We start from the raw sequence: 21417 nt of genomic DNA, 5'->3' as shown, positions 1-21417 counted from the left end.
CGGCGAAGGCCGCGCCTGCTGCGAAGAGGGGGCGCCCGTGTCCGAAGAACCGGGCAGTGAACGTGTGATCGCCGGCCGCTACCGCCTCCTGTCCCCGCTCGGCGAGGGCGGCATGGGAACCGTGTGGCGCGCCCGTGACGAGGTGCTGCACCGCGAGGTCGCCGTCAAGGAGGTGCGGGCGCCCGCCGGACTGGCCGGGTCCGAGGTGGAGCGGATGTACGCCCGCCTGGAGCGGGAGGCGTGGGCCGCGGCCCGGGTCGCCAACCGCAACGTGGTGACGGTGTACGACGTGGCCACGCAGGACGGCCGGCCCTGGATCGTCATGGAACTGGTGCGGGGCGTGTCGCTCGCCGACGTCCTGGACGCGGAGGGCCCGCTCTCGCCGCAGCGGGCGGCGCACATCGGTGCGGAGGTGCTGGCCGCGCTGCGGGCCGCGCACGAGGCGGGCGTGCTGCACCGGGACGTGAAGCCGGCCAACGTGCTGCTGTCGAACGACGGCCGGGTGGTGCTCACCGACTTCGGCATCGCCATGGTCGAGGGCAGTTCCGCGCTGACGATGACCGGCGAGGTGATCGGCTCGCCCGAGTTCCTGGCGCCGGAGCGGGCGTTGGGGCGTACGCCGGGTCCGGAGTCGGACCTGTGGTCGCTGGGTGTGCTGCTGTACGCGGCGGTCGAGGGCAACTCGCCGTTCCGTCAGAACACCCCGCTGAACACGCTGCGCGCGATCGTCGACGACGAACTGCCGCCGCCGCACCGGGCCGGGCCGCTCGCCCCCGTCATCGAGGGGCTGTTGCGCAAGGACCCGGCCGAGCGGCTGTCCGCCGACCGTGCCGAGCAGGATCTGCGGATCGTCGGGGCGGGCGGCACCCTGCGTACGGACGCGGTCCCGGCCGCCCCCTTTCCGTATGCGCCTACGACCGCCGGGTACCGCGAGGAGCCGCCGACCGCGCCGATCCCCACCGGTCCCACCGGTCCCACCACCCCCACAACGCCGCAGCCCCAGCCCCAGCCCCCCGACCGCAACCGCCGTGCCGCGGTCGTGCTGATCGCCGGGCTCGCCGCCCTGGCGCTGGCCATCGCGGGGCTGACGTACGCACTGCTCAACCGGGACGACGGCGGTGGTGACGCCAACACGGGCAGCAACACCAGCCGGGGCGAGACCACCCCGAGCAGGACGGACCAGAACACCGAGGCTCCGCCGCCCTCCTCGTCCGGTCCGAGCACCCCCACCACCAGCGCGCCGCCGCCGCAGACCGTGCAGGCCGTGCTGACCGGCGCCCACACGGAGTACACGGGAAGCTGCCCGCCGGCGCAGGCCGAGGCGCCCTCCTTCACGGCGACGATCACGGTGGGCCGGCTGCCGGCGCAGGTGACGTACCGCTGGAAGTCCAAGGACGGGAAGGTCATGGACCAGGGGTGGAAGACGCTGTCGTTCCCGGAGGGGGGCGGGAAGTCCAGGCAGGACACGGCGTTCGTGACGACGTACGACGACAGCGGGACGTATCGGAACGAGATCAGCGTCGAGGTCCGCGATCCGGCGAGGACGACGTCCAACTCGGTGCCGTTCTCGGTGACCTGTGAGACGGAGACCCCGACGGGCGGGGCCTCCCCCTCTGCTACGCCGACCGAGGAGTGACGGTCAGGCCGCGCTGTTCAGGACGGGCAGATAGCCGCCGGACTGGCCGGCCGCGGTGGGGTGGTACGACTCGCCGATGTTGAGCCAGTTCAGGCTGTTCAGCCACGAGCTGCCGGAGCAGATCTCGTGGTTGGTGAAGGTGGGGCGGACGTCTCCCCAGGTGAAGCCGTGGTTCGCGGCGCGCTTGGCGACGGCGGCGTCGAGGTAGTCCGCGGCGCCGTTGATCGCCGACCGCTTGGTCTCGGAGAGGCCCACGCAGGTGGTGCCGAGCTTGTAGAAGCGCGGGTAGCCGAGGACGACCACATGGGCGTTGGGGGCCTTGCTGCTGATCGCCGAGTAGACGTTGTCGAGCTGGGCGGGCAGCGTCGAGTCGACGTACGCCTTGGCGGTGTTGATGCGGGACAGACAGGAGCTGTCGGACTGCAGGACGCAGGTGGTCATGACGTCGGAGAAGCCGGCGTCGTTGCCGCCGATGCTGATGGTGACGAGTGCGGTGCCGGTGCTGAGGGTGCCGAGCTGGTTCGCCAGAACATCACCCGTTCGAGCGCCCGAGCAGGCCTTGAAGCTGAACGACGAGGGTGAGTTGGCGGCGGCCCAGAGGTAGGGGTAGGCCTTCGTGCTCTGTTTGCAGTCGCCGCTGGAGGAGATGTAGCTGCCGGCTCCGACCCCGGACGAATAGGAGTCGCCGAGGGCCACGTAGGGGCCGGTCGCCGCCTGGGCCGGGGGCGCTCCGAAGAGCGCGGCGCCGGTGGCGAGGAGGAGTGAGGTGACGTATACGGCAAGTCGGGAACGTCTCATGGAACCTCCCTTTAGCAGGATCTCTGCCACAACCGTCGTAGCAACTACGCGTGTTGACGGGAAGTGTCCATGCCAAGACTTTTCAGGTCTTGCACACCGCGACCCTGTGTGTTCGCAGTGTGTTTGATTACGCGTGCATGACAGGTTTGTTGACGGGTGCTCAACTCCCTTGAGCGACCCCCGTAGATGACCCACTCTTTACTCAGCCCGAGACGGGAACGCGACGTTCCGGGTCGTGTGCGCGATCACGCGCGCACCCCCCACTGACGCGTGCCCGACCCCGGTGCGCGTCGCCTATGAGGAGGACTCCCTCGTAATGGCACAACTGCGTAGCAACAAGCTCCGGTTCGCCGCGATAACCAGCCTGGCGACCGCCGCCCTCGTCGGTGGGCTCACCACACTTCCCGCCCAGGCCGCGCCGGCCGAGGGCAAGGTCCTCGCCGCCGACTCCCCCACCGCGGTCAAGGACAGCTACATCGTCACGCTCAAGACGGGATCCGCCGGCCTGAAGGCGTCGTCGAGCGCGGGCAAGAACCTGGTCAAGGAGTACGGCGGCACGGTCGGGAAGACGTTCGGCACCGTGCTCAACGGCTACTCCGCCACCCTCTCCGCGACCGAGGCCAGGAGACTCGCGGCCGACCCGGCCGTGGCCCACGTCGAGCAGAACCAGGTCGTCAAGCTCGCCGACACCACGCAGTCCAGCGCCCCCTGGGGCCTCGACCGCATCGACCAGGCCGCGCTTCCGCTTTCCGGCACGTACACCTACCCGGACACCGCGGGCAGCGGCGTGACGGTCTACGTCATCGACACCGGCGTGCGCATCACCCACACCCAGATCAGCGGCCGTGCCTCGTACGGCTACGACGCGGTCGACGGCGACACCACCGCCTCCGACGGCAACGGCCACGGCACCCATGTGGCCACCACGATCGCGGGTTCCACCTACGGCGTGGCCAAGAAGGCCAACATCGTGGCGGTGCGGGTGCTCGACAACAGCGGCTCGGGCACCACGGCCGGTGTGATCGCGGGCATCAACTGGGTGACCAACAACCACACCACCCCGGCCGTCGCCAACATGTCGCTCGGCGGCTCCGCCTCCACCTCGCTGGACACGGCGGTCGCCAACTCCATCGCGAGCGGAGTGACCTACGCGGTCGCGGCGGGCAACAGCTCCGCCAACGCCTCCTCGTACTCCCCGGCCCGCGTCGCCACCGCGATCACGGTCGGCGCCACCACCAGCACGGATGCCAAGGCCAGCTATTCGAACTACGGCTCCACGCTGGACATCTTCGCCCCCGGCTCGTCGATCGTCGCCGGCTACAACACCAGCGACACCGCCACCGCCACGCTCTCCGGCACCTCGATGGCCACCCCGCACGTCGCGGGCGCCGCGGCGGTCTACCTCGCGGGCCACACCTCGGCCACCCCGGCCACGGTCGCCTCGGCCCTGGTGAACGGCGCCACCTCCGGCGTGGTCACCAGCGCGGGCACCGGCTCGCCGAACAAGCTCCTGAAGCTCGTCCCGTAGCACGCACCTGAACGACCGTTCCCCGGAGGCGACTTCCGCCTCCGGGGAACACTTGTCCGCTTGTCCGTACCATCCCCCGCACAGGGCCCTCCGGCTCTTGACGACCGCCACAGGGCTGAGTCACATTGAAGCCCGGCATCCGGCGCTTCGGGGGGCAAAGTCGCCAATGCAGACCATACGTATCAGGACATCGTCAAGGGACCGTGCCGAGGGCACGCGACCAGGGGCGTGGAGAGGCGCGGAGCGAGATCTGTCGCCGCTGCTCGCGGGGGCCGCGACGGCCGTCGGCGGGTTCGGCGCGATCCTCGCGCTGACCGGCTCCGACTCGCCGCTGCGCGGTCCGTTCACGCTGTTCTTCCTGCTGGCGGCGCCCGCCGTCGCCGTCGCCGCCGCGCTGCACGGCCTCGCACCGCTCGCCCGGGTGCTCACCGCCCTGGCCGGCTCGGTCGTCGTCAACATGCTGGTGGCCCAGGGCATGCTCGCCGTGCACCGGTGGTCCTACCGGGGCGGTGTCGTGGCCGTGACCATGATCAGCGCGCTGCTCCTGCTGCTGCTCTGGGTACGCCGGCGCGGCCGCACCACGACGGGACGGACTCGCTGACGTGGACATCGATGTGTACCGCCCCGGCGAGCTGAGCGCGGCCGACCGGGCGGCGTGGACGTCCCTTCAGTCCAAGGCCCATCTGCAGGGCTCGCCCGAGCTGGCGAACCCGTTCCTGTCCCCCGAGTTCGCGCTCGCGGTGGGCCGGTGCCGCAAGGGGGTGCGGATCGCGGTCGTAAGAGAGGACGGGGAGCCGGCCGCGTTCTTCCCGTTCCAGCGCAGCGCGACCGGGGTCGGCCGGGCCGTCGGCCTCGGCGTCTCCGACGCCCAGGGGCTGGTATACCGGCCCGGTTTCGGCTGGGACGCACAGGATTTGCTGCGCGCCTGCGGGCTCGCCGTCTGGGAGTTCGACCACCTGGTGGAGGGCCAGGAGCCGTTCGCCGCGGGGGCCCGAGCCGGCTTTCCGTCCCCGGTCATGGACGTCGACCAGGGGTACGCCGTCTATCTGCGTCATCTGCGCTCCCAGGCACCGAAGTTCACCCGGACCACGCTCGCCAAGGAACGCAGGCTCGGCCGGGACGCCGGCGAGGTGCGCTACGTCCACGACGAGCGCGACCCGGCGATGCTGCGCACCCTGATGGGCTGGAAGTCCGCGCAGTACCGCAGGACCGGGCGCAGCGACCGCTTCGCCCACGACTGGATCAGCCGGCTGGTGCAGCAGCTGTTCCACACCCGTTCCGAGCCGTTCGCGGGCCTCCTGTCGGTGCTCTACGCGGGCGAGCGGCCGATCGCGGCGCACTTCGGGCTGCGCACCGAGCGGATCCTCGCGTGCTGGTTCCCGGCGTACGACCCGGAGTACGCGAAGTACTCCCCCGGGCTGGTCCTGCATCTGCGGATGGCCGAGGCGGCCGCCGCCGACGGGATCGCGTACCTCGATCTCGGCCGGGGGCAGAAGGAGTACAAGGACTCCCTGAAGACACGGGAGATCACCGTGTCGGAGGGGTGGGTGACCCGGCGTCACCCGGTCGCGATCGGGCACCGGGCGCGCCGCGCCCCGGTCCGGGCGCTGCGCAACACCGTCCAGTCCCGGCCGGAGCTGTTCGCGCCGGCGGACCGGATGCTCAAGAAAATGGGAAGGCTCCGTTCGTACAACCAATAGGTTCCGTAACGGTCAAACCAACAAAAACGTGAGGCCTGGTTCCAGGTCTTGCCATACGGGTTCAATCGTCAATACCGTCGTACATCTCACTCGCATCGGTCCGTCGTCAGCGGTACTAGGGGAGGGCTCAAGGACCGCGACAGACCGGAGCGGGGCGCGGTAGGGGGGTGCCGTGCTCGGTGACCGCTTGGGTGACCGGGTCGTGCCGCGCGACCGGCGGCCGTTTTCGGCTGTCGGCCAGCTATGCCAGCTCACCCGGGCATGCTCGGAGATCCATTTCGTCATGCCGTAGGTGACAAACCCCCCTTTCGAACCGGACACGAAGCCGGGCCGCCCAGGGGCGGGCGGTCCGACCGGACGAGAGGGAACCAGACTCATGAGCTCTGTTCTGCGCCCGGCGGCAACGGGCCAGGATCCGTCCACGGCCGGCAAGTACCGGCCAGTCTCCACTCACCTGGCCATCGCACCGCCGGTGAGTGTCGTGATCCCCGCCATGAACGAGGCGGAGAATCTTCCGTACGTCTTCAAGACGCTGCCCGACTGGATCCACGAAGTGGTCCTGGTGGACGGCAACTCCACCGACGACACCGTCGAAGTGGCCCGGGAGCTGTGGCCGGAGGTCAAGGTCGTCCGGCAGTCCGGCAAGGGCAAGGGCGACGCGCTGATCACCGGGTTCGAGGCCTGCACCGGCGACATCATCGTGATGGTCGACGCGGACGGCTCGGCCGACGGGCACGAGATCCTCAGCTATGTCTCCGCCCTGGTCTCGGGCGCGGACTTCGCCAAGGGTTCGCGTTTCGCCAACGGTGGCGGCACGGACGACATGACCTTCATCCGCAAGCTCGGCAACTGGGCCCTGTGCACCATCGTCAACCGCAAGTTCGGCGCCCGCTACACGGATCTCTGCTACGGATACAACGCGTTCTGGCGGCACTGCCTCGACAAGATCGACCTCGACTGCACGGGCTTCGAGATCGAGACCCTGATCAACATCAGGGTGGTCAAGGCGGGGCTCAAGGTGCAGGAGATACCGAGTTACGAGTACCTCCGCATTCACGGCGCGAGCAATCTGCGGGCCGTGCGCGACGGGTTCCGGGTGCTCAAGGTGATCCTCGGCGAGCGCTCCAACCGGCGTGAGCTGCGCCGTCAGGCCCATCACTCCCCGCTGCTCGACTCGGTCCGGGGAGAGGTGTCTTGAGCGGTCCCGACGTCTCCGTCGTGATCTGCGTCTACACCGAGGACCGCTGGGAGGACATCCTCGCGGCGGTCTCCTCGGTGCGGGCGCAGTCGTGTCCGGCGCGGGAGACGCTGCTGGTCGTCGACCACAATCCGGCGCTCCTGGACCGGCTGGCCAAGGAGTACAAAGAGGCCGCGGATGTGCGCGTGCTCGCCAACGCGGGCCCCCGCGGGCTGTCGGCCGGCCGCAACACCGGTATCGCCGCCTCGTCCGGCGAGGTGATCGCCTTCCTCGACGACGACGCCGTCGCCGAGCGCGACTGGCTGCGCCACTTCGCCGCCGGGTACGCCGACCCGAAGGTGATGGCCGTCGGCGGGCGCACGCTGCCGATCTGGGCGTCGGGCCGCCGTCCCGCGTGGTTCCCGGAGGAGTTCGACTGGGTGGTGGGCTGCACCTACAAGGGCCTGCCGCGGGGTCTGGTGCGGGTGCGCAACGTCCTGGGCGGCAACGCCTCGTTCCGGCGTACGGCGTTCGACGCGGCCGGCGGATTCGCCACCGGCATCGGGCGCGACGGTGACAAACGGCCGCTGGGCTGCGAGGAGACGGAGCTGTGCATCCGCCTCACCCGGGCCAGACCGGACGCCGTGCTCCTGATCGACGACCGTGCGGTGATCCACCACCGGGTGCCCGAGGCGCGTGAGCACTTCGGGTACTTCCGCACGCGTGCCTACGCCGAGGGTCTGTCGAAGGCACTGGTGGCCCGAAGTGTCGGCGCGGACAAGGGACTTGAGTCCGAACGCCGGTACGCCACCCGGGTGCTGCCCGCCGGGGTGGCGCGCGGGCTGCGGGACGCCGTGCTGGCCCGGCCGGGGGGCGCGGGGCGTGCGGGCGCGATCGTCGCGGGGGTGCTGACGGCGGCCGGTGGGTACGTGGTGGGGAGCGTGCGGGCGCGCAAGGGGGGCGCCACGTTCCAGGTGGCGCCGATCGAGGGGGAACCCGGATGACCGTGCCGATTCTGATGTACCACGCCGTCGCGGCCGAGCCGAAGGACGCCACTCGCGAGCTGTCGGTGACGCCGGAGGCCTTCGACCGACAGATGGGCCTCATCGCCGACTTGGGGCACACGCCGGTCACCACGGCCGAGCTCGCGGCGCACTGGCGCGACGGCCGCCCGCTGCCCGAGCGTCCGGTGCTGATCACCTTCGACGACGGCTACGAGGGCGTCCACCGGCACGCGCTGCCGGTGCTCGCCAAGCACGGCTTCGCCGCCACCCTGTTCGTGTCGACGGCGTGGCTGCGCGGCCCGCACGACAACGGCAACGCGCTGGACACCATGCTGGACTGGCCGCAGGTGCGTGAACTCGCCGCCGAGGGCGTGGAGATCGGCGGCCACAGCCACACCCACCCGCAGCTCGACCAGCTCGACGACGACACCCTGCGCCGCGAACTGATCCTCTGCAAGGAGATCGTCACCGACGAACTCGGCACCGCCCCGGTCTCGTTCGCCTACCCCTACGGCTACTCCAGCCGCCGGGTCCGCGAGCAGGTCCGTGAGACGGGGTACGCCCAGGCGCTCGCCGTCGGCAACGCACTGGCGCGGCGCCGGCAGGGGCCGTACGCGCTGCTGCGGGTCACCGTGCGCCGCGCCACGGACGCCGAGGAGTTCCAGCGCTTGATCGAAGGCCGGGCCATCGCCCGCACCTTCGCCCGGGACCGCGCGTTCACCAAGGGATACGCCATGGTCCGAAGAGCACGACAGGTCCGCCGGAAGGCCATCCGTTCCCGTGTCTGACACGACGACCACGACCGAGACGACCGAGCCCGCGACCGAGGCGCCCGAGCAGTCGGGGCGCCGGCTGCGCCTGCCCGGGTTGGGGCGCTCGTCCGGCGGCAGCCAGCTGTTCCGCAACGCCTACGCCCTGATGCTGAACACCGGCATCTCCGCCGTGCTCGGCCTCGGTTTCTGGCTGGCCGCGGCCCGCTACTACTCCGAGTCCGCCGTCGGCCAGGGCTCCGCCGCGATCGCCGCGATGAAGTTCCTCGCGGGCCTGACCGCGGTGACCCTGACCGGCGCCCTGGCCCGCTTCATACCGGTCTCCGGCCGCGCCACCGGGCGGCTCATCTTCCGTACCTACGCGGGCAGTTCGGTGCTCGTGGCGCTCGCCGCGGGGGTCTTCCTGCTGACGCTGGACGCGTGGGGGCCCTCGTACCGGTTCCTGCACGGGACGGTGAACGGGCTCGGCTTCATCGCGGCCGTCGTCGCCTGGAATCTGCTCACGCTCCAGGACGGGGTGCTGACCGGGCTGCGCAGCGCGATCTGGGTGCCGTTCGGCAACACCGTGTTCTCGGCGGTGAAGTTGGGGCTGCTGGTCGCGTTCGCGGTGGCCATCCCCACGGCCGGTGTCTTCGTGTCGTGGGTCGCGGCGATCGCGGTGTCGGTGGTGCCACTGGGCTGGCTGGTGTTCCGGCGGCTGGTGCCCCGGCATGTGAAGGCCACCGAGGACCACGCCCGGCCGCCGACGCTCAGGGAGGTCGGCAGGTTCCTCGCGGGCGACTACACCGGCTCGCTGTTCTCGCTGGCCGTGGTCTATCTCGTCCCGGTGATCGTGGCCTCGCAGGTCAGCTCCGAGGACAACGCGTACTTCTACATCACCACCACCATCGGCGGCACCTGCAACCTGCTCGCCATCAACATGGGCGCCTCACTGACGGTCGAGGGCTCGCACGACCCGACCCGGCTCGCCTCCAACACCCGCGCGGCGCTTAGGCGGATGGCGCGGATCATGCTGCCGGTGGCCGGTGTGCTGTTCGTCGGCGCGCCCTGGATCCTCGGTGTCTTCGGCTCGGGGTACGCCGACGCGGCCACCCCGCTGCTGCGCTGGTTCGCGGTCGGCGCGGTGCTGCGGGTCGTCATGGAGACGTACTTCGCGGTCCTGCGCGCACAGAGCCGCACCGCAGGACTCGCCTGGCTGCAGGGCCTGTTGTGCGCCCTGGTGCTCGGTCTGACCCTGCTCCTCCTCCCCCGCATGGGGCTGACCGGTGCCGGCGTCGCCGAGATCTCCTCCCTCGCGGTGATCGTGGCGATCGCCGCGCCGAAGCTGTACAAGACCGTCCGGGCCGCGCCCAGCGACGCCGTGCCCGAGGACGCGGCGCCCGACGGCGACCTCGCCGATCTGGGCGCGCGTGAGGCCCCCGCCCCGGCGGGCGCCCGCAGGCGTGGGCCCGCCTGGGCGCTCGACCAGGACACCCTCGCCCTCGGCATCCACGTCGACTTCGACCACCTGGAACGCCGCCCGGACGTCCGCCCGGGTCCCGGCACCCCGCCCACCGGCATGCCCGTCGTCCGCCCGGAACCGCACCGGCCCACCTGGGCGCAGAAACTGCCCGAGCTGGGGCTGCCGGTGGAGGCACGGGAACCGGGGTCGGAGGCGTCGCTCGGGCCGGTGGAGACACCGGAGCCGGAGGTGGACGCGCCGTTCGAGCCGTACGAGACGGGGGTACGGGAGGAAGGCACCGTACGGCTCGGGGCGGGCCTGCGCGGGCCCGACGAGGGACCGGAACCGGAACCTGATGAGCCGGCCGCACTCTCCTGGCGTGACCGGCTCCACCCCACCCGGGTCGGTGTGATCCTCGGCTGTCTGCTGACCGCCGCGCTCCTGCTCTACTGGGTGCCCGCGCTGCGGCTCGGCGAGACCGACCTGGATCAGATGGGCGGGCTCGGGCTGATCTCGGTGCTGCCGCTGCCCACCCTGGTCGGCGCCGTCCTGCTCGTGCTGTCCTTCGGCTCGCTGCTGTGGCTGGACCGCGAGCACAAGGCGCTGCTGCTGATCGCGCTGCTCGCGACCGTGGTGTCGCTGCACGCGCTGCCCGCGGTGATAGAGACCGAACCCCGGTTCGCGACCGCCTGGCAGCACCTCGGCTTCCTCGACTACATCGACCGGACCGGGTCGGCCGTGCCCGACCTGGACGCGCGCTGGAGCTGGCCGGGCTTCTTCGCGGCGGCCGCGTTCGTCGCCCAGGCCTGCGGGGTCTCGGACCTCACCGAGCTCATCCGGTGGTGGCCGCTGGCCATCCAGCTGCTCTATCTGGCCCCGATGTTCCTGCTGGTGCGCTCGATGCGGGCGAGCTGGAAGGCCAAGTGGACCGGCCTGTGGGTGTTCGTGCTGTCCGGCTGGGTCGGCCAGGACTACTTCTCCCCGCAGGGCTTCACCTACCTCCTCTATCTGATGTTCACGGCGATCCTGCTCGTCTACTTCCGCGCCCCGCGCGTGATCTGGACGAAGAAGCGCCCCGGCGAGGTGGAGGTCGAGCCGACCAACAGGCGCCAGCGGGCCGTCCTCCTCATGGTGGTCATCGGCCTGTTCGCGGCGAGCGTCCCGGCCCACCAGCTCACCCCGTTCGTGATGCTGGGCGTGCTGGCGGCCCTGGTCCTGATCGGCAAGTCCGAACTGCGCGGCCTGCCCATCCTGTTCGCCGTGCTGGTGGCGGTGTGGGTGGGCTTCATGGCCGAGCCGTACTGGTCGGGGCACTTCGACGACCTGTTCGGCGGGGTCGGCGGCGTCGGCGGCAACGTGTCCTCGTCGGTGTCGGGCCGGATCGAGGGCGGCAGCTCCACGCACAAGCTCGTCCTCTACACCCGGGTGCTGCTCGCCGGCGGTGTGATGGCCTTCGCCTGCTGGGGCTGGTGGCGCCGCCGCGACCACCACTACCGGGAGCGCTCCCTGCTCGTCCTCACCTTCGTGCCGTTCCTCGGCTTCGGCATGCAGTCGTACGGCGGTGAGATGGCCCTGCGGGTCTTCATGTTCGCGCTGCCGGGGGCCGCCCTGCTCATGGGGCTCGCCCTGTTCCCGCGCACCGGGCTCACCGCCAAGGAACGCGACAAGGACCGGGCGAGTCTGGCGCCCATGGCCGCGGTGCTGGCGGGTCTGCTGCTCATGTTCGGCTTCCTGGTGGCCCGTTGGGGCAACGAGCCGTTCGAGCGGATCCGGCCCGGCGAGGTCGCCGCCATGGAGTACGTGTACGCCCATGACGACCCGACGGTCAGGCTGCTGTGGCTGAGCAACGACACGGTCGACAACGTGACACCGGCGATGCCGTGGGGCGCGCGGGACATGGAGAAGGTCTCCTATGTGCCGACGCTGGCGCCGACCGACCCGGTGCTGGTGTCCAGCCTGGTCAAGGCGTTGAAGGACGCGGGCCCGAACTCGTATCTGATGATCAACCGGAGTCAGGTCACGTATCTGGAGATGGACGTCGGCTACACGAAGTCCTGGCAGCCGCGGCTGATCGAGAACCTGGACAAGCGGGCGGAGTTGAAGAAGGTCTTCGTCAACGCGGACGTCACCATGTACGCGCTGGCCAAGGAGCCCGCGGGCAAGGTCGCGAAGGCGGACCCGGGTCCGATCGGGCCGCAGGTGACCTGGACGCCGTGGTCGGTGGTGGGCGGCCTCGCGGCACTGGCGCTGATCGTGCTGCTGACCGCGCGCGAGGTGGTCCGGGTGGCGGTGCGGCCGGGGGTGCGGCAACTGCGCTGGCTCCAGGGCAGCTTCTGGTTCTCGCTGCCGCTGCTGGCGGTGCTGTTCGCTTCGCTGGTGCAGCGGTTCCTCACGATGAAGTGAGGTCCTACGCGGCCACGTGGCTCATCCGGCCTACCGGGTGAGCCACTTGACCTCGTACGCCGCCATGTCGAAGGTCTTCCCGTCGATCTTCGCGCTGATCTGCCGGTCCAGGGTGTTGACCACCAGGACGGTCTTGTCCGTGGCGAGGACGCGGACGTTGGGGACGTCGTCGGCGGCGACGGACACCGTCGTGTAGGCGGTCCCCGGCGCGAACGCCTTGCTGAACCGGCTGACCAGGTCGAACATGGGCAGCTTCTGCCCGCCGTCCTTCCCGCTGGTCGGCGTCCACAGACAGCCCGCGCAGTCGGTGCCCTTCTCGTTCTCCGGGTTCCAGTAGAGCGCGGAGGTGGTGCCGCCCTTGGCGAGGGCGATCATGCCGGCGGCCTGGACGGCGACCCTGCGGTTCTCGGACCAGCCCTCGCGCTCGTCCTGGGCGTCGGCGGGCTCGACGTAGTACTCGGCCCACCACAGCGGCAGGTTCCCGGTCTGCTGCCGCACCCACCGGCTGACAGCGGTGAACTTGTCGGTCGCCGCGAACTCGTCGGGCAGCAGCTCGTCGTCGTTGGTGTAGCTGGAGCCGTCCACGACCACGAAGTCGGCGCCGGCCTTGTTCCTGTTCCAGTAGTCGAAGGCGTCGAGGATCCGCTGGTCCATGGCGCCCCAGGGCCCCTTGAAGGTCTTGGACGCGTCCCCCGAGCGGGGATCGACGCTGTCCATCACGAGATACGGACCGCCGACCATGATGTCCGGGTTGACCTTCTTCAGCGCCCGGTAGACGAGGTTGTAGAGCTTCGTGTAGCCCTCGTAGTCCCAGCGGGCCTCGGAGTTGTTCCAGAAGCCCTTGAACTCGTTCCAGACGATGAAGTGGCGGACGTCCGGATAGCGCTTGGCGACGGTCGCGGCGAGCGCGGCGAAGTCCTTGAAGTGCGCGGGCTCCGGGGCGGTCTCCAGCGCGGACTGGCTCCAGTCGGTATTGCCGACGCCCGGCTCGCCGCCCTTCATCCAGTCCGGGGCGCAGCACAGGGTGACGACCGGGGTGGAGCCGGAGGCGCGGACGAAGTCGATGCGCCGGTCCATGTCCTCGAAGTCGTAACGCCCCTCGACCGGCTCGGGGTTGTCGGCGCCCCAGCCCATGAGGTGCTGGTTCTGCGGCAGCCCGCCGACGTCGGCGAGGCGCCCCTCGACCCGCTCGACGGCGGTGGCGCTGCCCTCATCGGCGCTGTACTGGGTGTGGGTGAAGCCCCAGCCGACGTCCGGGGTCTTCGCGTCCGGTGTGCTGGTGGGGGTGCCGTGCGCCCTGCTGCCGTTGCTCGTGGTGCCGTCGGTGCTCGCCCCGTCGCCGGGCAGCGTGTTGAGGAGGGTCACGACCAGCGCCAGAGCCGCCGCGCCCACGCCGAGCAGTGCGGTGAGCCGCCACCGCAGTGCCCCCGAATTCCACCCATGACGTCCCATCAAGGGCAACAGTAGACGCGGGAAGCACGCCTGGGGCAGGTCTTGAAGATGCACAGCCTTGTAACAGGACGGAGCGGCCGCAAAAGGTCCCATCCGACACTCCGGACGCACTACGGAAACCGGGTGCGATCGGCGTTCCCGTGTCGGATCATGGCGGCATGTCTGCGAACCCATACGACGCTCTGCCGATCCGGCTCAACGTCGACGACAGCGACTCACCGTCCGACGTCGTCGACGCGCTGTTCCTCGGCCGCTTCGCGACGGGCGAGCAGCCGTACTCGCACGCGGCCAACATCGACCGTGTCCGGTCCGGGGCGTCCCTGCTGCCGGACGGCGCCCGGGTGTTGCGCATCGCCCGCGACGACGACCGCAGCGCGACGCTCGCGGAGGGCGACGGCTGGACCCTGCTGGTCTCCCGCTGGAGCCGCGGCGCCGACGTCACCGTCACGGCGACCAGCGCCGAACTGGCCGAGAAGGTGCTCGGCGAGGCCACGGACGGCGCGGCCGACGAGCCCGAACCCCAGCCGGAGAACGTGACGATGGGCTTCTGGTACGTCTCCCCGCGGCGCGGCCCGCACCGCACCACCCGGCAGATCTCCGCGGGCACCTGGGACGAGGTCCGGGCCAACTACACGGCGCCGGTCGCGGACGCGATGACCCGGCTGATGAAGACGACCCCGGAGGACATCGCGGGCAGGCTGCTCCTCCTGCACGGCCCGCCGGGCACCGGCAAGACCTCGGCGCTGCGCACGCTGGCCCGCTCGTGGCGGGAGTGGTGCCAGGTGGACTGCGTGCTCGACCCCGAGCGGCTCTTCTCCGACGTCGGCTATCTGATGGACATCGCGATCGGCGAGGACGACTCGTCGGGCAAGGGCCGCTGGCGGCTGCTGCTCCTGGAGGACTGCGACGAACTCATCCGCGGCGAGGCCAAGCACACCGCGGGCCAGGCGCTGTCGCGGCTGCTGAACCTCACCGACGGCCTGCTGGGCCAGGGGCGCAACGTCCTGGTGGGTGTCACGACCAACGAGGACCTGGAGCGCCTCCACCCGGCGGTGGTCCGCCCCGGCCGCTGTCTGGCCCGTATCGAGGTGGGCCGTCTGACCCGCAGCGAGGCGGTGGGCTGGCTGGGCACGGAGGAGGGGGTCGGCCGCGAGGGCTCCACCCTCGCGGAGCTGTACGCGTTGCGCCGGGGCACGTCCCCGACCGCGCTGCCGGAGCCGCGGGACGGGGTGGACGCGGGGTTGTACCTGTGAGTGGTTCCATGGAGGTATGACCCGGTACGTCGGTACGTCGGGCTGGCAGTACAAGGACTGGCGCGGCGCCTTCTATCCGGCCGGCTGCCCGACGCGGCTCTGGCTGGAGGAGTACGCCGCCCATTTCCCGACGGTCGAGATCAACAACGCCTTCTACCGGCTGCCGTCCCGGGAGAACTTCGAGGCGTGGCGGGAGCGGGTGCCGACGGACTTCGTGGTCGCGGTGAAGGCGAGCCGGTACCTCACCCACATCAAGCGGCTGAAGGACCCCGAGGAGCCGGTCCACCGTCTGATGACCCACGCCGAGGGTCTGGGCGCCCGGCTGGGCCCGGTCCTCCTCCAGCTCCCGCCGACCCTGAAAGCCGACGCGGCACTCCTGGACGCCTGCCTCGCCTGTTTTCCCCCGGGGACGCGGGTGGCCGTCGAACCCCGGCACGAGTCCTGGTGGACGCCGGAGGTCCGCGAGGTCCTGGAGTCCCGCTCCGCCGCCCTGTGCTGGGCCGACGTCCGCGCCCACCCGGTCACACCACTGTGGCGCACCACGGACTGGGGATACGTCCGCTTCCACGAGGGCCGGGCGAAGGACTGGCCGCGCTACGGCAGGCGGTCGCTGGAGACCTGGGCGGCCCGGATCGAGGACACCTGGTCGGCCAGGGAGGACGTGTACGCGTACTTCAACAACGACCCGAACGCGGCGGCGGTGGAGAACGCACGGACCTTCGAAACCCTGGTCCGGTGATCCTCGTTTTCCGCCGCAGCGGCGCTCAGCTGCGACGGCGCTCAGCCGTGACGGCGTGTCCCGACGGTGCCGAAGCCCCCTCAGCCCTCCCCGTATCCCGCCCGCAACGCGTCCCGCACCGCGGCCAGCGCAGTCTCCCGGTCCGCTCCCAGTCGCCGCGCCCGCTCGACGTACGCCTGGGCCGCCGACGCCAGTTCCCGTTCCGCCGCGGCTCCCGCCGCCGCCACGAACGTGCCGTTGCGCCCCCGCGTCTCGATCACCCCGTCGCTCTCCAGCGCCCGGTACGCCTTGGCGACGGTGTTGGCCGCGAGCCCCAGCGACTCCGCCAGTCCCCGCACCGTGGGCAGCCGGTACCCGACCGGCAGCACCCCCGACCGCGCCTGTTCGGAGATCTGCGTCCGCACCTGCTCGTACGGCGGTGCGCTGTCGTCGATGTCGATCTTCAAGGTCACGCCCCCGATTCTCCCGCACCGGCCCGCCACCCCGCCGGGAGCCCGCCGGAAAATGGGAGGCAGCCCGGCGCGCCTCCCCCGTAGCGTCCGCTCACATGACTGTGACCGTGCGCCAGCTGCGCGCCGACGCCCGAGCCGACCTGGAGGCCTATGTCCGGGTACGCGACCTGGCCCTCCCGTTCATGCTGTACTCCCCGGACTCCCTCGCCTACGACCTCACCCACATGCATCCCGACGCCCACTACCGCCCCCTCGTCGCGGAGGTGGACGGCGAGGTGATCGGCACGGCCCAGGTCGGTCTCGTGTACGACAGCCCGGAGCCCGGCCAGGGCTACGTCAACGTGTACGTGCACCCGGAGCGGACCGGCCGCGGCGCGGGCACGCTGCTGGTGAGCGCCGCCGAGGAGCATCTCGCCGCGCTCGGCGCGAGCAAGCTGTACACGTGGGTGCTGGACGAGCCGGCCAACCGCGCCTTCGCCGAACGCCGCGGCTACCGCGCGAGCCGCTCCGCGCACTTCCTCCACCTGGACCTCGCGGGCGGCACACTGCCCCCGCCGGCGACCCCGCCGCCCGGCGTCGAACTGCGCACGGGCACCGACTTCGAGGCCGATCCGCGTCCGCTGTTCGAGCTGGACGCGGCCACGGTGGCGGACGAACCCAGCGATGTCGACAACGCGTTCACGGATTACGAGGCCTGGCTCCGGGAGACCTGGCACCACCCGCTGGTGAACCACGAGCTGACCACGGTCGCCGTCGTCGACGGCCACCCCGCCGCCTTCAGCCTGGCCCGCACCGACGGACGCACCCGCTACGGCACCGTCATGACCGGCACGGCCCGCGCCCACCGCGGCAAGGGCCTGGCCAAGCTCGCCAAGAACGACTCCCTGCACCGCGCCCGCGCGGCCGGCTTCACGGAGGCCGTGACCGGCAACGACGCGGGCAACGGCCCGATGATCGCGATCAACCAGTGGTTCGGATACCGCACGGCGGCGACGGAGGTTCGGCATGTCCGTGAACTCGGCTGAGCAGACGGGTGAGTTGGAGGTCGTCCTGGTCAAGGCCGGCCGTACGAAGATCCGTTACCGGAGCGAGCTGCTGCGGGACGACGGCAACCATGTCACCGTCCGCGCGCCCTGGGCGGGCGAGGGCGTCCGCGACTTCGGCTTCGTCCGCTTCGAGCCCGGGGACGTGTTCACGGAGCACTACTGGCGGGACCGCTGGTACGCGGTGAAGGAGGTCCGCGCCGGCGACGGCACGCTCAAGGGCTGGTACTGCGACGTGACCCGCCCGGCCGTGCTCGACGGCGGCGAGCTGGTCGTGGAGGATCTCGACCTCGACCTGTGGCGCTCCGCCGACGGCACCGACGTACTGCGCCTGGACGAGGACGAGTTCGCCGAGAGCGGTCTGGCGGAGCGGGACCCCGAGGCGGCGGCCCGCGCCGTCACGGCTCTCGACGAGTTGGAGGTGCACGCCTGGGCCGACGGCGGCATCGCGGCGCTCCTGACCTAAAGGAGCTGCCACCACGGCATACCTAAAGAGCTGCCACCACCGCGTACCGCTCGTCCTCCACCGCCCTCCCCCACAGCACCGGATCGTCGGACAGCCGCTCCACGCGCAGCTGTCCGGCGAGCGGTTCGACGAGGGCGGTGAGGCGGGCGGCGGGTATGCCGACCGGGCTGACCGTCCCCCAGACGCCCTCGACGAGGACCAGTCGGCCTCCTGGGCGCAGCAGCTCGCGCCACTGGCGCAGGGCGCGGCCGGGGTCGGGGAGCGCCCACAGCACGTGCCGGACGAGGACGACGTCGAAGCGCTGCTCCCCCACCGGCGGTGCCGCCGCGTCACCGACCAGGAACGCGGCGTCACGTCCGGCGAGTTTCGCGCGGGCGAGGTCCACCATCGCCGGGGCGCTGTCGACGCCGGTGACGCGGTGCCCCTGTTCGGCCGCGAGGAGTGACAGGCTGCCGGTGCCGCAGCCGAGGTCGAGTACGTCACAGGACCGGCCGGGCAGCCATGAGCGCAGCCGCTCGGCCCAGGCGTCCCGCACCCGAGGGTCGCGCAGGCCGTGGTCCGGCTCCTCGTCGAAGGAGGCGGCCTGCGCATTCCAATCCAACCCATCCGCACCCGCGTCGGCTTCGAATCCACTGTGATCGGTCATGGTCACCAGACTGGCACCCGCCACTGACAATCAGACGGCCCTGGAACCCGGCTCGAAAGTCAGTCGAAATCGTGATGACCGCCACTGACAGATCGCCGTCGATGAGTAACTCTCCCCGAAAGGGTCTACCTCCGTGAGAACGCGGAACTCGGTAGGCCTTGAAGGAGGCAGCCATGCGCCGTACAACCGTGCAGAAGCCCCTGAAGAGGACGGACGCCCGTCGGATCCGCGAGGAGGCCGAGGAGCGCCCCGCAGGACGCCCGGAGGTGCGAAAGGACATCGCGCGCACCTGGTGGCCGGACGGCTGACGGCGGGCTCAGCCCAGCAGCTTGCGGTAGTGGACGCGGTCATAGGGCCCGTCCACCCTCCGTTCCACGACCTCGTAGCCGTACTTCGGATAGATCTTCTGGTTCTCCCACATCAGCGCGTTCGTGTAGAGCCTCACCTCGGTGAGCCCCAGCGCACGCGCGTGTGCGTCCACGAACCGCAACAGCCGTCCTCCCACGCCCGTTCCCTGGGCGTCGGGGTGGACGGCGATGTTGTCGAGGAAGAGATGGTCCGCGCGCTCCTCGATGACCACGAGGCCGATCACCAGGCCGGTGAGGGGATCGCCCGTGACGAACACCTGCCCGGCCGCCACGGCCGCCGCGTGGTCCCGTTCCATGGGCTGCGGCACCACGCCGATGCGCTCGATGTAGTGGTGGTAGGCGGCGTCGGTCACGGCCTTCACGCGCGGCACGTCGGCCGGGCCGGCGAGCCGAATCTCCTCGTTGGTCATGCGCGCACGCTACCTACCTGATCTCAGTCTCAGCAGTCCCTTAAGAGGGCCATAAAGATCGTTCCCGACCGCCACAAGCGCGGGATTTCACGGTTTCTTGGATCCGGCACCCGTCAGTACCGCTTCCGAGGAGTCCCGCCATGCCCGCACGCCGCACGGCCGCCATCGTCGCCGCGCTCGGCCTGACCCCGCTCGCCCTCACCGCGCTCGCCGCGGCGCCCGCGTCGGCGCACGGCACGCTCGGCGATCCGGTGAGCCGGGTCGCCCAGTGCTACGCGGAGGGCCCCGAGAGCCCGAAGTCGGACGCCTGCAAGGCCGCGGTCGCGGCGGGAGGCACCCAGGCGCTCTACGACTGGAACGGCGTCCGCATCGGCGACGCGAACGGACAGCACCAGGCCCTCATCCCGGACGGCAAGCTGTGCAGCGCGAACGCCGACGAGTTCAAGGGCCTCGACCTGGCCCGCGCCGACTGGCCGGCCACGAGCGTGAGCAGCGGGTCGTACACCTTCAAGTACCGCGTGACGGCCCCGCACAAGGGCACCTTCAAGGTGTACGTCACCCGGCAGGGCTACGACCCGACGCAGCCGCTCGCCTGGGACGACCTGGACCTGGCCCACCCGGTGGCGACGGCCACCGACCCGGTCGCGGCGAACGGCTACTACACGTTCTCCGGCACCCTCCCCGAGCGCTCCGGCGCCCAGTTGCTGTACGCGGTCTGGCAGCGCTCGGACAGCCCGGAGGCGTTCTACTCCTGCTCGGACGTGACGTACGGCGGCGACAGCGGCGGTGCCGGTTCGGGTTCGGGTTCGGGTTCGGGTTCGGGTTCGGGGAGCACCGAGTCGCCCGCTCCCAGCGCCTCCGCACCGTCCGAGGAGCAGATCGAGGAGGGCGCGGACAAGTCGACGGTCGAGCATGGCGGGCACGGCGACCAGGACGCGTCCACCTCGGCCGAGCCGACCACGGCCCCGGAGTCGACCCCGGTCACCGATGTGAAGGCGGCCGGTGCCACTCAGGATCTCGCCGAGACGGGCGGCGACAGCAGCACGGCGTACGTCGCGATGGGCGGCGCGGCCGTCCTCGCGGCCGGCGCGGCGATCCTCTTCGGGTCGGTGCGGCGGCGCGCGGTGAGCGGCAGGCGCTAGCCACGGGGGGCGGGGTCTGTCCGGCGGCTCAGGTCGGACAGACCCCGGTGTGTTATCCGAGGACCGAGGCGCAGGTCGTCGGTGTGGCGTGGGCCGGGTCGAGGGCGTTGGCGACCTCGTGGAAGGCGATCAGGCTGAACAGGCCGATCGCCACGTGCTCGGAGAGGTCGAGCGGGCACAGGTCCTGGAGGACGACGTTGCGGACGCCGGTGCCGCTGAGGAACTGGCTCCGGTACGGGGTGACGACCTCGTCGTACTTGGTGGCGAGGACCGTGTACGTGACGCCGGGGACGGTGTCGCCGCCCTCGTTGAGCTTGGTGAGGAGGGGGGAGCCGGCGACCTGGTCGGCGAGGGCGGGGGTGTTGGCGGACAGCAGGTCGGCGGCGCCGGGGAAGTACGGCAGCAGGTGGGTGAGGCCGTTGAGGGTGGTGCCGTGGTTGCTGGGGGCGATGCCGACGAGGGCGTTCACCTTGGCGGCTCCGCCGAGGAACCTGAGGTAGTAGCGGGGCATCATGCCGCCCTGCGAGTGGCCGACGACGTCGGTCTTCGCGGCGCCGGTCGCGGCGAGGACCTTGTCGACGAAGGCGGAGAGCTGCTCGGCCGACTTGTCGACGGGGCCGAGGCCGTTGAAGACGGGGACGCCGGGGAGTTGGCCGTAGTCGAGGGAGTAGACGCAGTAGTCGCGGTTCTCCAGGTAGGGCGCGAGGCCGAGCCAGTTGTCGACGGAGTTGCCGAGGGTGCCGTGCACCAGGACGACGGGGCGGGGGTGGGTGGTGGAGGGCTTGCAGGAGAAGTCGTTCCAGCCGGAGTGGGGGGCGTCGGCGGCGTGGGCGGCGGTGGCGGGGACGACGGTGACCGCAGCGGTCAGCAGCAGCGCGGTCAGGGGTCTGAGCAGTCGTTTCCAGGGCAGCATCGGGTGATCTCCTTGCGGCTCAAGGGAGTTGCGATGGCCTTACGCCCTGTGATCCGGATCACGAGGATGCTGTTCA

The 21417-nt window shown here is 70.9% G+C and carries 20 protein-coding genes; 14 read left to right on the top strand and 6 right to left on the bottom strand.

Annotated elements, in window-relative coordinates:
* Positions 1 to 37: 37 nt before the first annotated feature.
* The gene (locus OG885_RS35370) at positions 38 to 1636 is read left to right on the top strand and encodes a serine/threonine-protein kinase (protein WP_405738580.1); all 1599 of its coding nucleotides are present in this window, start codon (positions 38 to 40) and stop codon (positions 1634 to 1636) included.
* Between the two features lie 3 nt (positions 1637 to 1639).
* Here OG885_RS35370 and OG885_RS35365 read toward each other — a convergent pair whose 3' ends face one another.
* Positions 1640 to 2434, bottom strand: a complete 795-nt coding sequence (locus tag OG885_RS35365; RefSeq protein ID WP_405738577.1) for an SGNH/GDSL hydrolase family protein — start codon at positions 2432 to 2434, stop codon at positions 1640 to 1642.
* 316 nt (positions 2435 to 2750) lie between these two features.
* Here OG885_RS35365 and OG885_RS35360 point away from each other — a divergent pair, with 316 nt between their 5' ends.
* From OG885_RS35360 to OG885_RS35330, 7 genes are all read left to right on the top strand, one after another.
* On the top strand, positions 2751 to 3962 hold the full coding sequence (locus OG885_RS35360) for a S8 family peptidase (protein ID WP_405738574.1): 1212 nt from the start codon (positions 2751 to 2753) through the stop codon (positions 3960 to 3962).
* Between the two features lie 166 nt (positions 3963 to 4128).
* Positions 4129 to 4563, top strand: a complete 435-nt coding sequence (locus OG885_RS35355; RefSeq protein ID WP_405738571.1) for a hypothetical protein — start codon at positions 4129 to 4131, stop codon at positions 4561 to 4563.
* 1 nt (position 4564) lies between these two features.
* A complete protein-coding gene (locus tag OG885_RS35350; protein ID WP_405738569.1) occupies positions 4565 to 5662 on the top strand; it encodes a GNAT family N-acetyltransferase in 1098 nt (365 codons plus the stop codon).
* A gap of 376 nt (positions 5663 to 6038) precedes the next feature.
* A complete protein-coding gene (locus OG885_RS35345; RefSeq protein ID WP_399957568.1) occupies positions 6039 to 6860 on the top strand; it encodes a glycosyltransferase family 2 protein in 822 nt (273 codons plus the stop codon).
* A complete protein-coding gene (locus tag OG885_RS35340) occupies positions 6857 to 7843 on the top strand; it encodes a glycosyltransferase (protein WP_405738565.1) in 987 nt (328 codons plus the stop codon). The genes OG885_RS35345 and OG885_RS35340 overlap by 4 nt, the downstream gene beginning before the upstream one ends.
* Positions 7840 to 8631 (top strand): polysaccharide deacetylase family protein, encoded by a 792-nt coding sequence (locus OG885_RS35335; protein WP_405738562.1) that lies wholly within the window; start codon positions 7840 to 7842, stop codon positions 8629 to 8631. The genes OG885_RS35340 and OG885_RS35335 overlap by 4 nt, the downstream gene beginning before the upstream one ends.
* Positions 8624 to 12457 carry a lipopolysaccharide biosynthesis protein gene (locus tag OG885_RS35330; protein WP_405738559.1) on the top strand — a complete coding sequence of 1278 codons (3834 nt, stop codon included), beginning with the start codon at positions 8624 to 8626 and terminating at the stop codon, positions 12455 to 12457. The genes OG885_RS35335 and OG885_RS35330 overlap by 8 nt, the downstream gene beginning before the upstream one ends.
* A gap of 30 nt (positions 12458 to 12487) precedes the next feature.
* On the opposite strand, the gene OG885_RS35325 is transcribed toward OG885_RS35330, so the two are convergent.
* Positions 12488 to 13909 carry a GH39 family glycosyl hydrolase gene (locus OG885_RS35325; protein ID WP_405738556.1) on the bottom strand — a complete coding sequence of 474 codons (1422 nt, stop codon included), beginning with the start codon at positions 13907 to 13909 and terminating at the stop codon, positions 12488 to 12490.
* Positions 13910 to 14067: 158 nt separating this feature from the next.
* Here OG885_RS35325 and OG885_RS35320 point away from each other — a divergent pair, with 158 nt between their 5' ends.
* Positions 14068 to 15162 carry a DUF5925 domain-containing protein gene (locus tag OG885_RS35320; RefSeq protein WP_405738553.1) on the top strand — a complete coding sequence of 365 codons (1095 nt, stop codon included), beginning with the start codon at positions 14068 to 14070 and terminating at the stop codon, positions 15160 to 15162.
* Between the two features lie 16 nt (positions 15163 to 15178).
* A complete protein-coding gene (locus tag OG885_RS35315) occupies positions 15179 to 15901 on the top strand; it encodes a DUF72 domain-containing protein (protein ID WP_405738550.1) in 723 nt (240 codons plus the stop codon).
* 80 nt (positions 15902 to 15981) lie between these two features.
* On the opposite strand, the gene OG885_RS35310 is transcribed toward OG885_RS35315, so the two are convergent.
* Entirely contained in the window at positions 15982 to 16353 is a 372-nt protein-coding gene (locus OG885_RS35310) for a GntR family transcriptional regulator (RefSeq protein ID WP_405738547.1), read from the bottom strand.
* Positions 16354 to 16448: 95 nt separating this feature from the next.
* Between OG885_RS35310 and OG885_RS35305 the strand changes: the two genes are divergently transcribed.
* Together OG885_RS35305 and OG885_RS35300 are read left to right on the top strand one after the other, a co-directional pair.
* Positions 16449 to 17378 (top strand): GNAT family N-acetyltransferase, encoded by a 930-nt coding sequence (locus tag OG885_RS35305; RefSeq protein WP_405738544.1) that lies wholly within the window; start codon positions 16449 to 16451, stop codon positions 17376 to 17378.
* The gene (locus tag OG885_RS35300) at positions 17359 to 17862 is read left to right on the top strand and encodes a DUF402 domain-containing protein (RefSeq protein WP_405738541.1); all 504 of its coding nucleotides are present in this window, start codon (positions 17359 to 17361) and stop codon (positions 17860 to 17862) included. The genes OG885_RS35305 and OG885_RS35300 overlap by 20 nt, the downstream gene beginning before the upstream one ends.
* Positions 17863 to 17884: 22 nt before the next feature.
* Here OG885_RS35300 and OG885_RS35295 read toward each other — a convergent pair whose 3' ends face one another.
* Positions 17885 to 18508, bottom strand: coding sequence for a class I SAM-dependent methyltransferase (locus OG885_RS35295; protein ID WP_405738538.1), 624 nt, complete (start codon positions 18506 to 18508; stop codon positions 17885 to 17887).
* Between the two features lie 173 nt (positions 18509 to 18681).
* Between OG885_RS35295 and OG885_RS35290 the strand changes: the two genes are divergently transcribed.
* The gene (locus tag OG885_RS35290; RefSeq protein WP_020139373.1) at positions 18682 to 18816 is read left to right on the top strand and encodes a hypothetical protein; all 135 of its coding nucleotides are present in this window, start codon (positions 18682 to 18684) and stop codon (positions 18814 to 18816) included.
* An 8-nt stretch (positions 18817 to 18824) separates the two neighbouring features.
* Here the strand turns inward: OG885_RS35290 and OG885_RS35285 are convergent, their stop codons facing one another.
* Positions 18825 to 19286, bottom strand: a complete 462-nt coding sequence (locus tag OG885_RS35285) for a GNAT family N-acetyltransferase (protein ID WP_405738535.1) — start codon at positions 19284 to 19286, stop codon at positions 18825 to 18827.
* Between the two features lie 140 nt (positions 19287 to 19426).
* Between OG885_RS35285 and OG885_RS35280 the strand changes: the two genes are divergently transcribed.
* Positions 19427 to 20428: a lytic polysaccharide monooxygenase gene (locus OG885_RS35280; RefSeq protein ID WP_405738532.1), complete on the top strand. Its 1002-nt coding sequence runs from the start codon at positions 19427 to 19429 to the stop codon at positions 20426 to 20428.
* Between the two features lie 52 nt (positions 20429 to 20480).
* Here the strand turns inward: OG885_RS35280 and OG885_RS35275 are convergent, their stop codons facing one another.
* Positions 20481 to 21341: an esterase/lipase family protein gene (locus OG885_RS35275; RefSeq protein ID WP_405738530.1), complete on the bottom strand. Its 861-nt coding sequence runs from the start codon at positions 21339 to 21341 to the stop codon at positions 20481 to 20483.
* Positions 21342 to 21417 lie beyond the last annotated feature (76 nt).

Origin of the sequence: Streptomyces sp. NBC_00028 (assembly GCF_045041065.1) — a bacterium.
Classification (GTDB): Bacteria; Actinomycetota; Actinomycetes; order Streptomycetales; family Streptomycetaceae; genus Streptomyces.
This window is presented reverse-complemented; position numbering and strand designations above follow the sequence as displayed.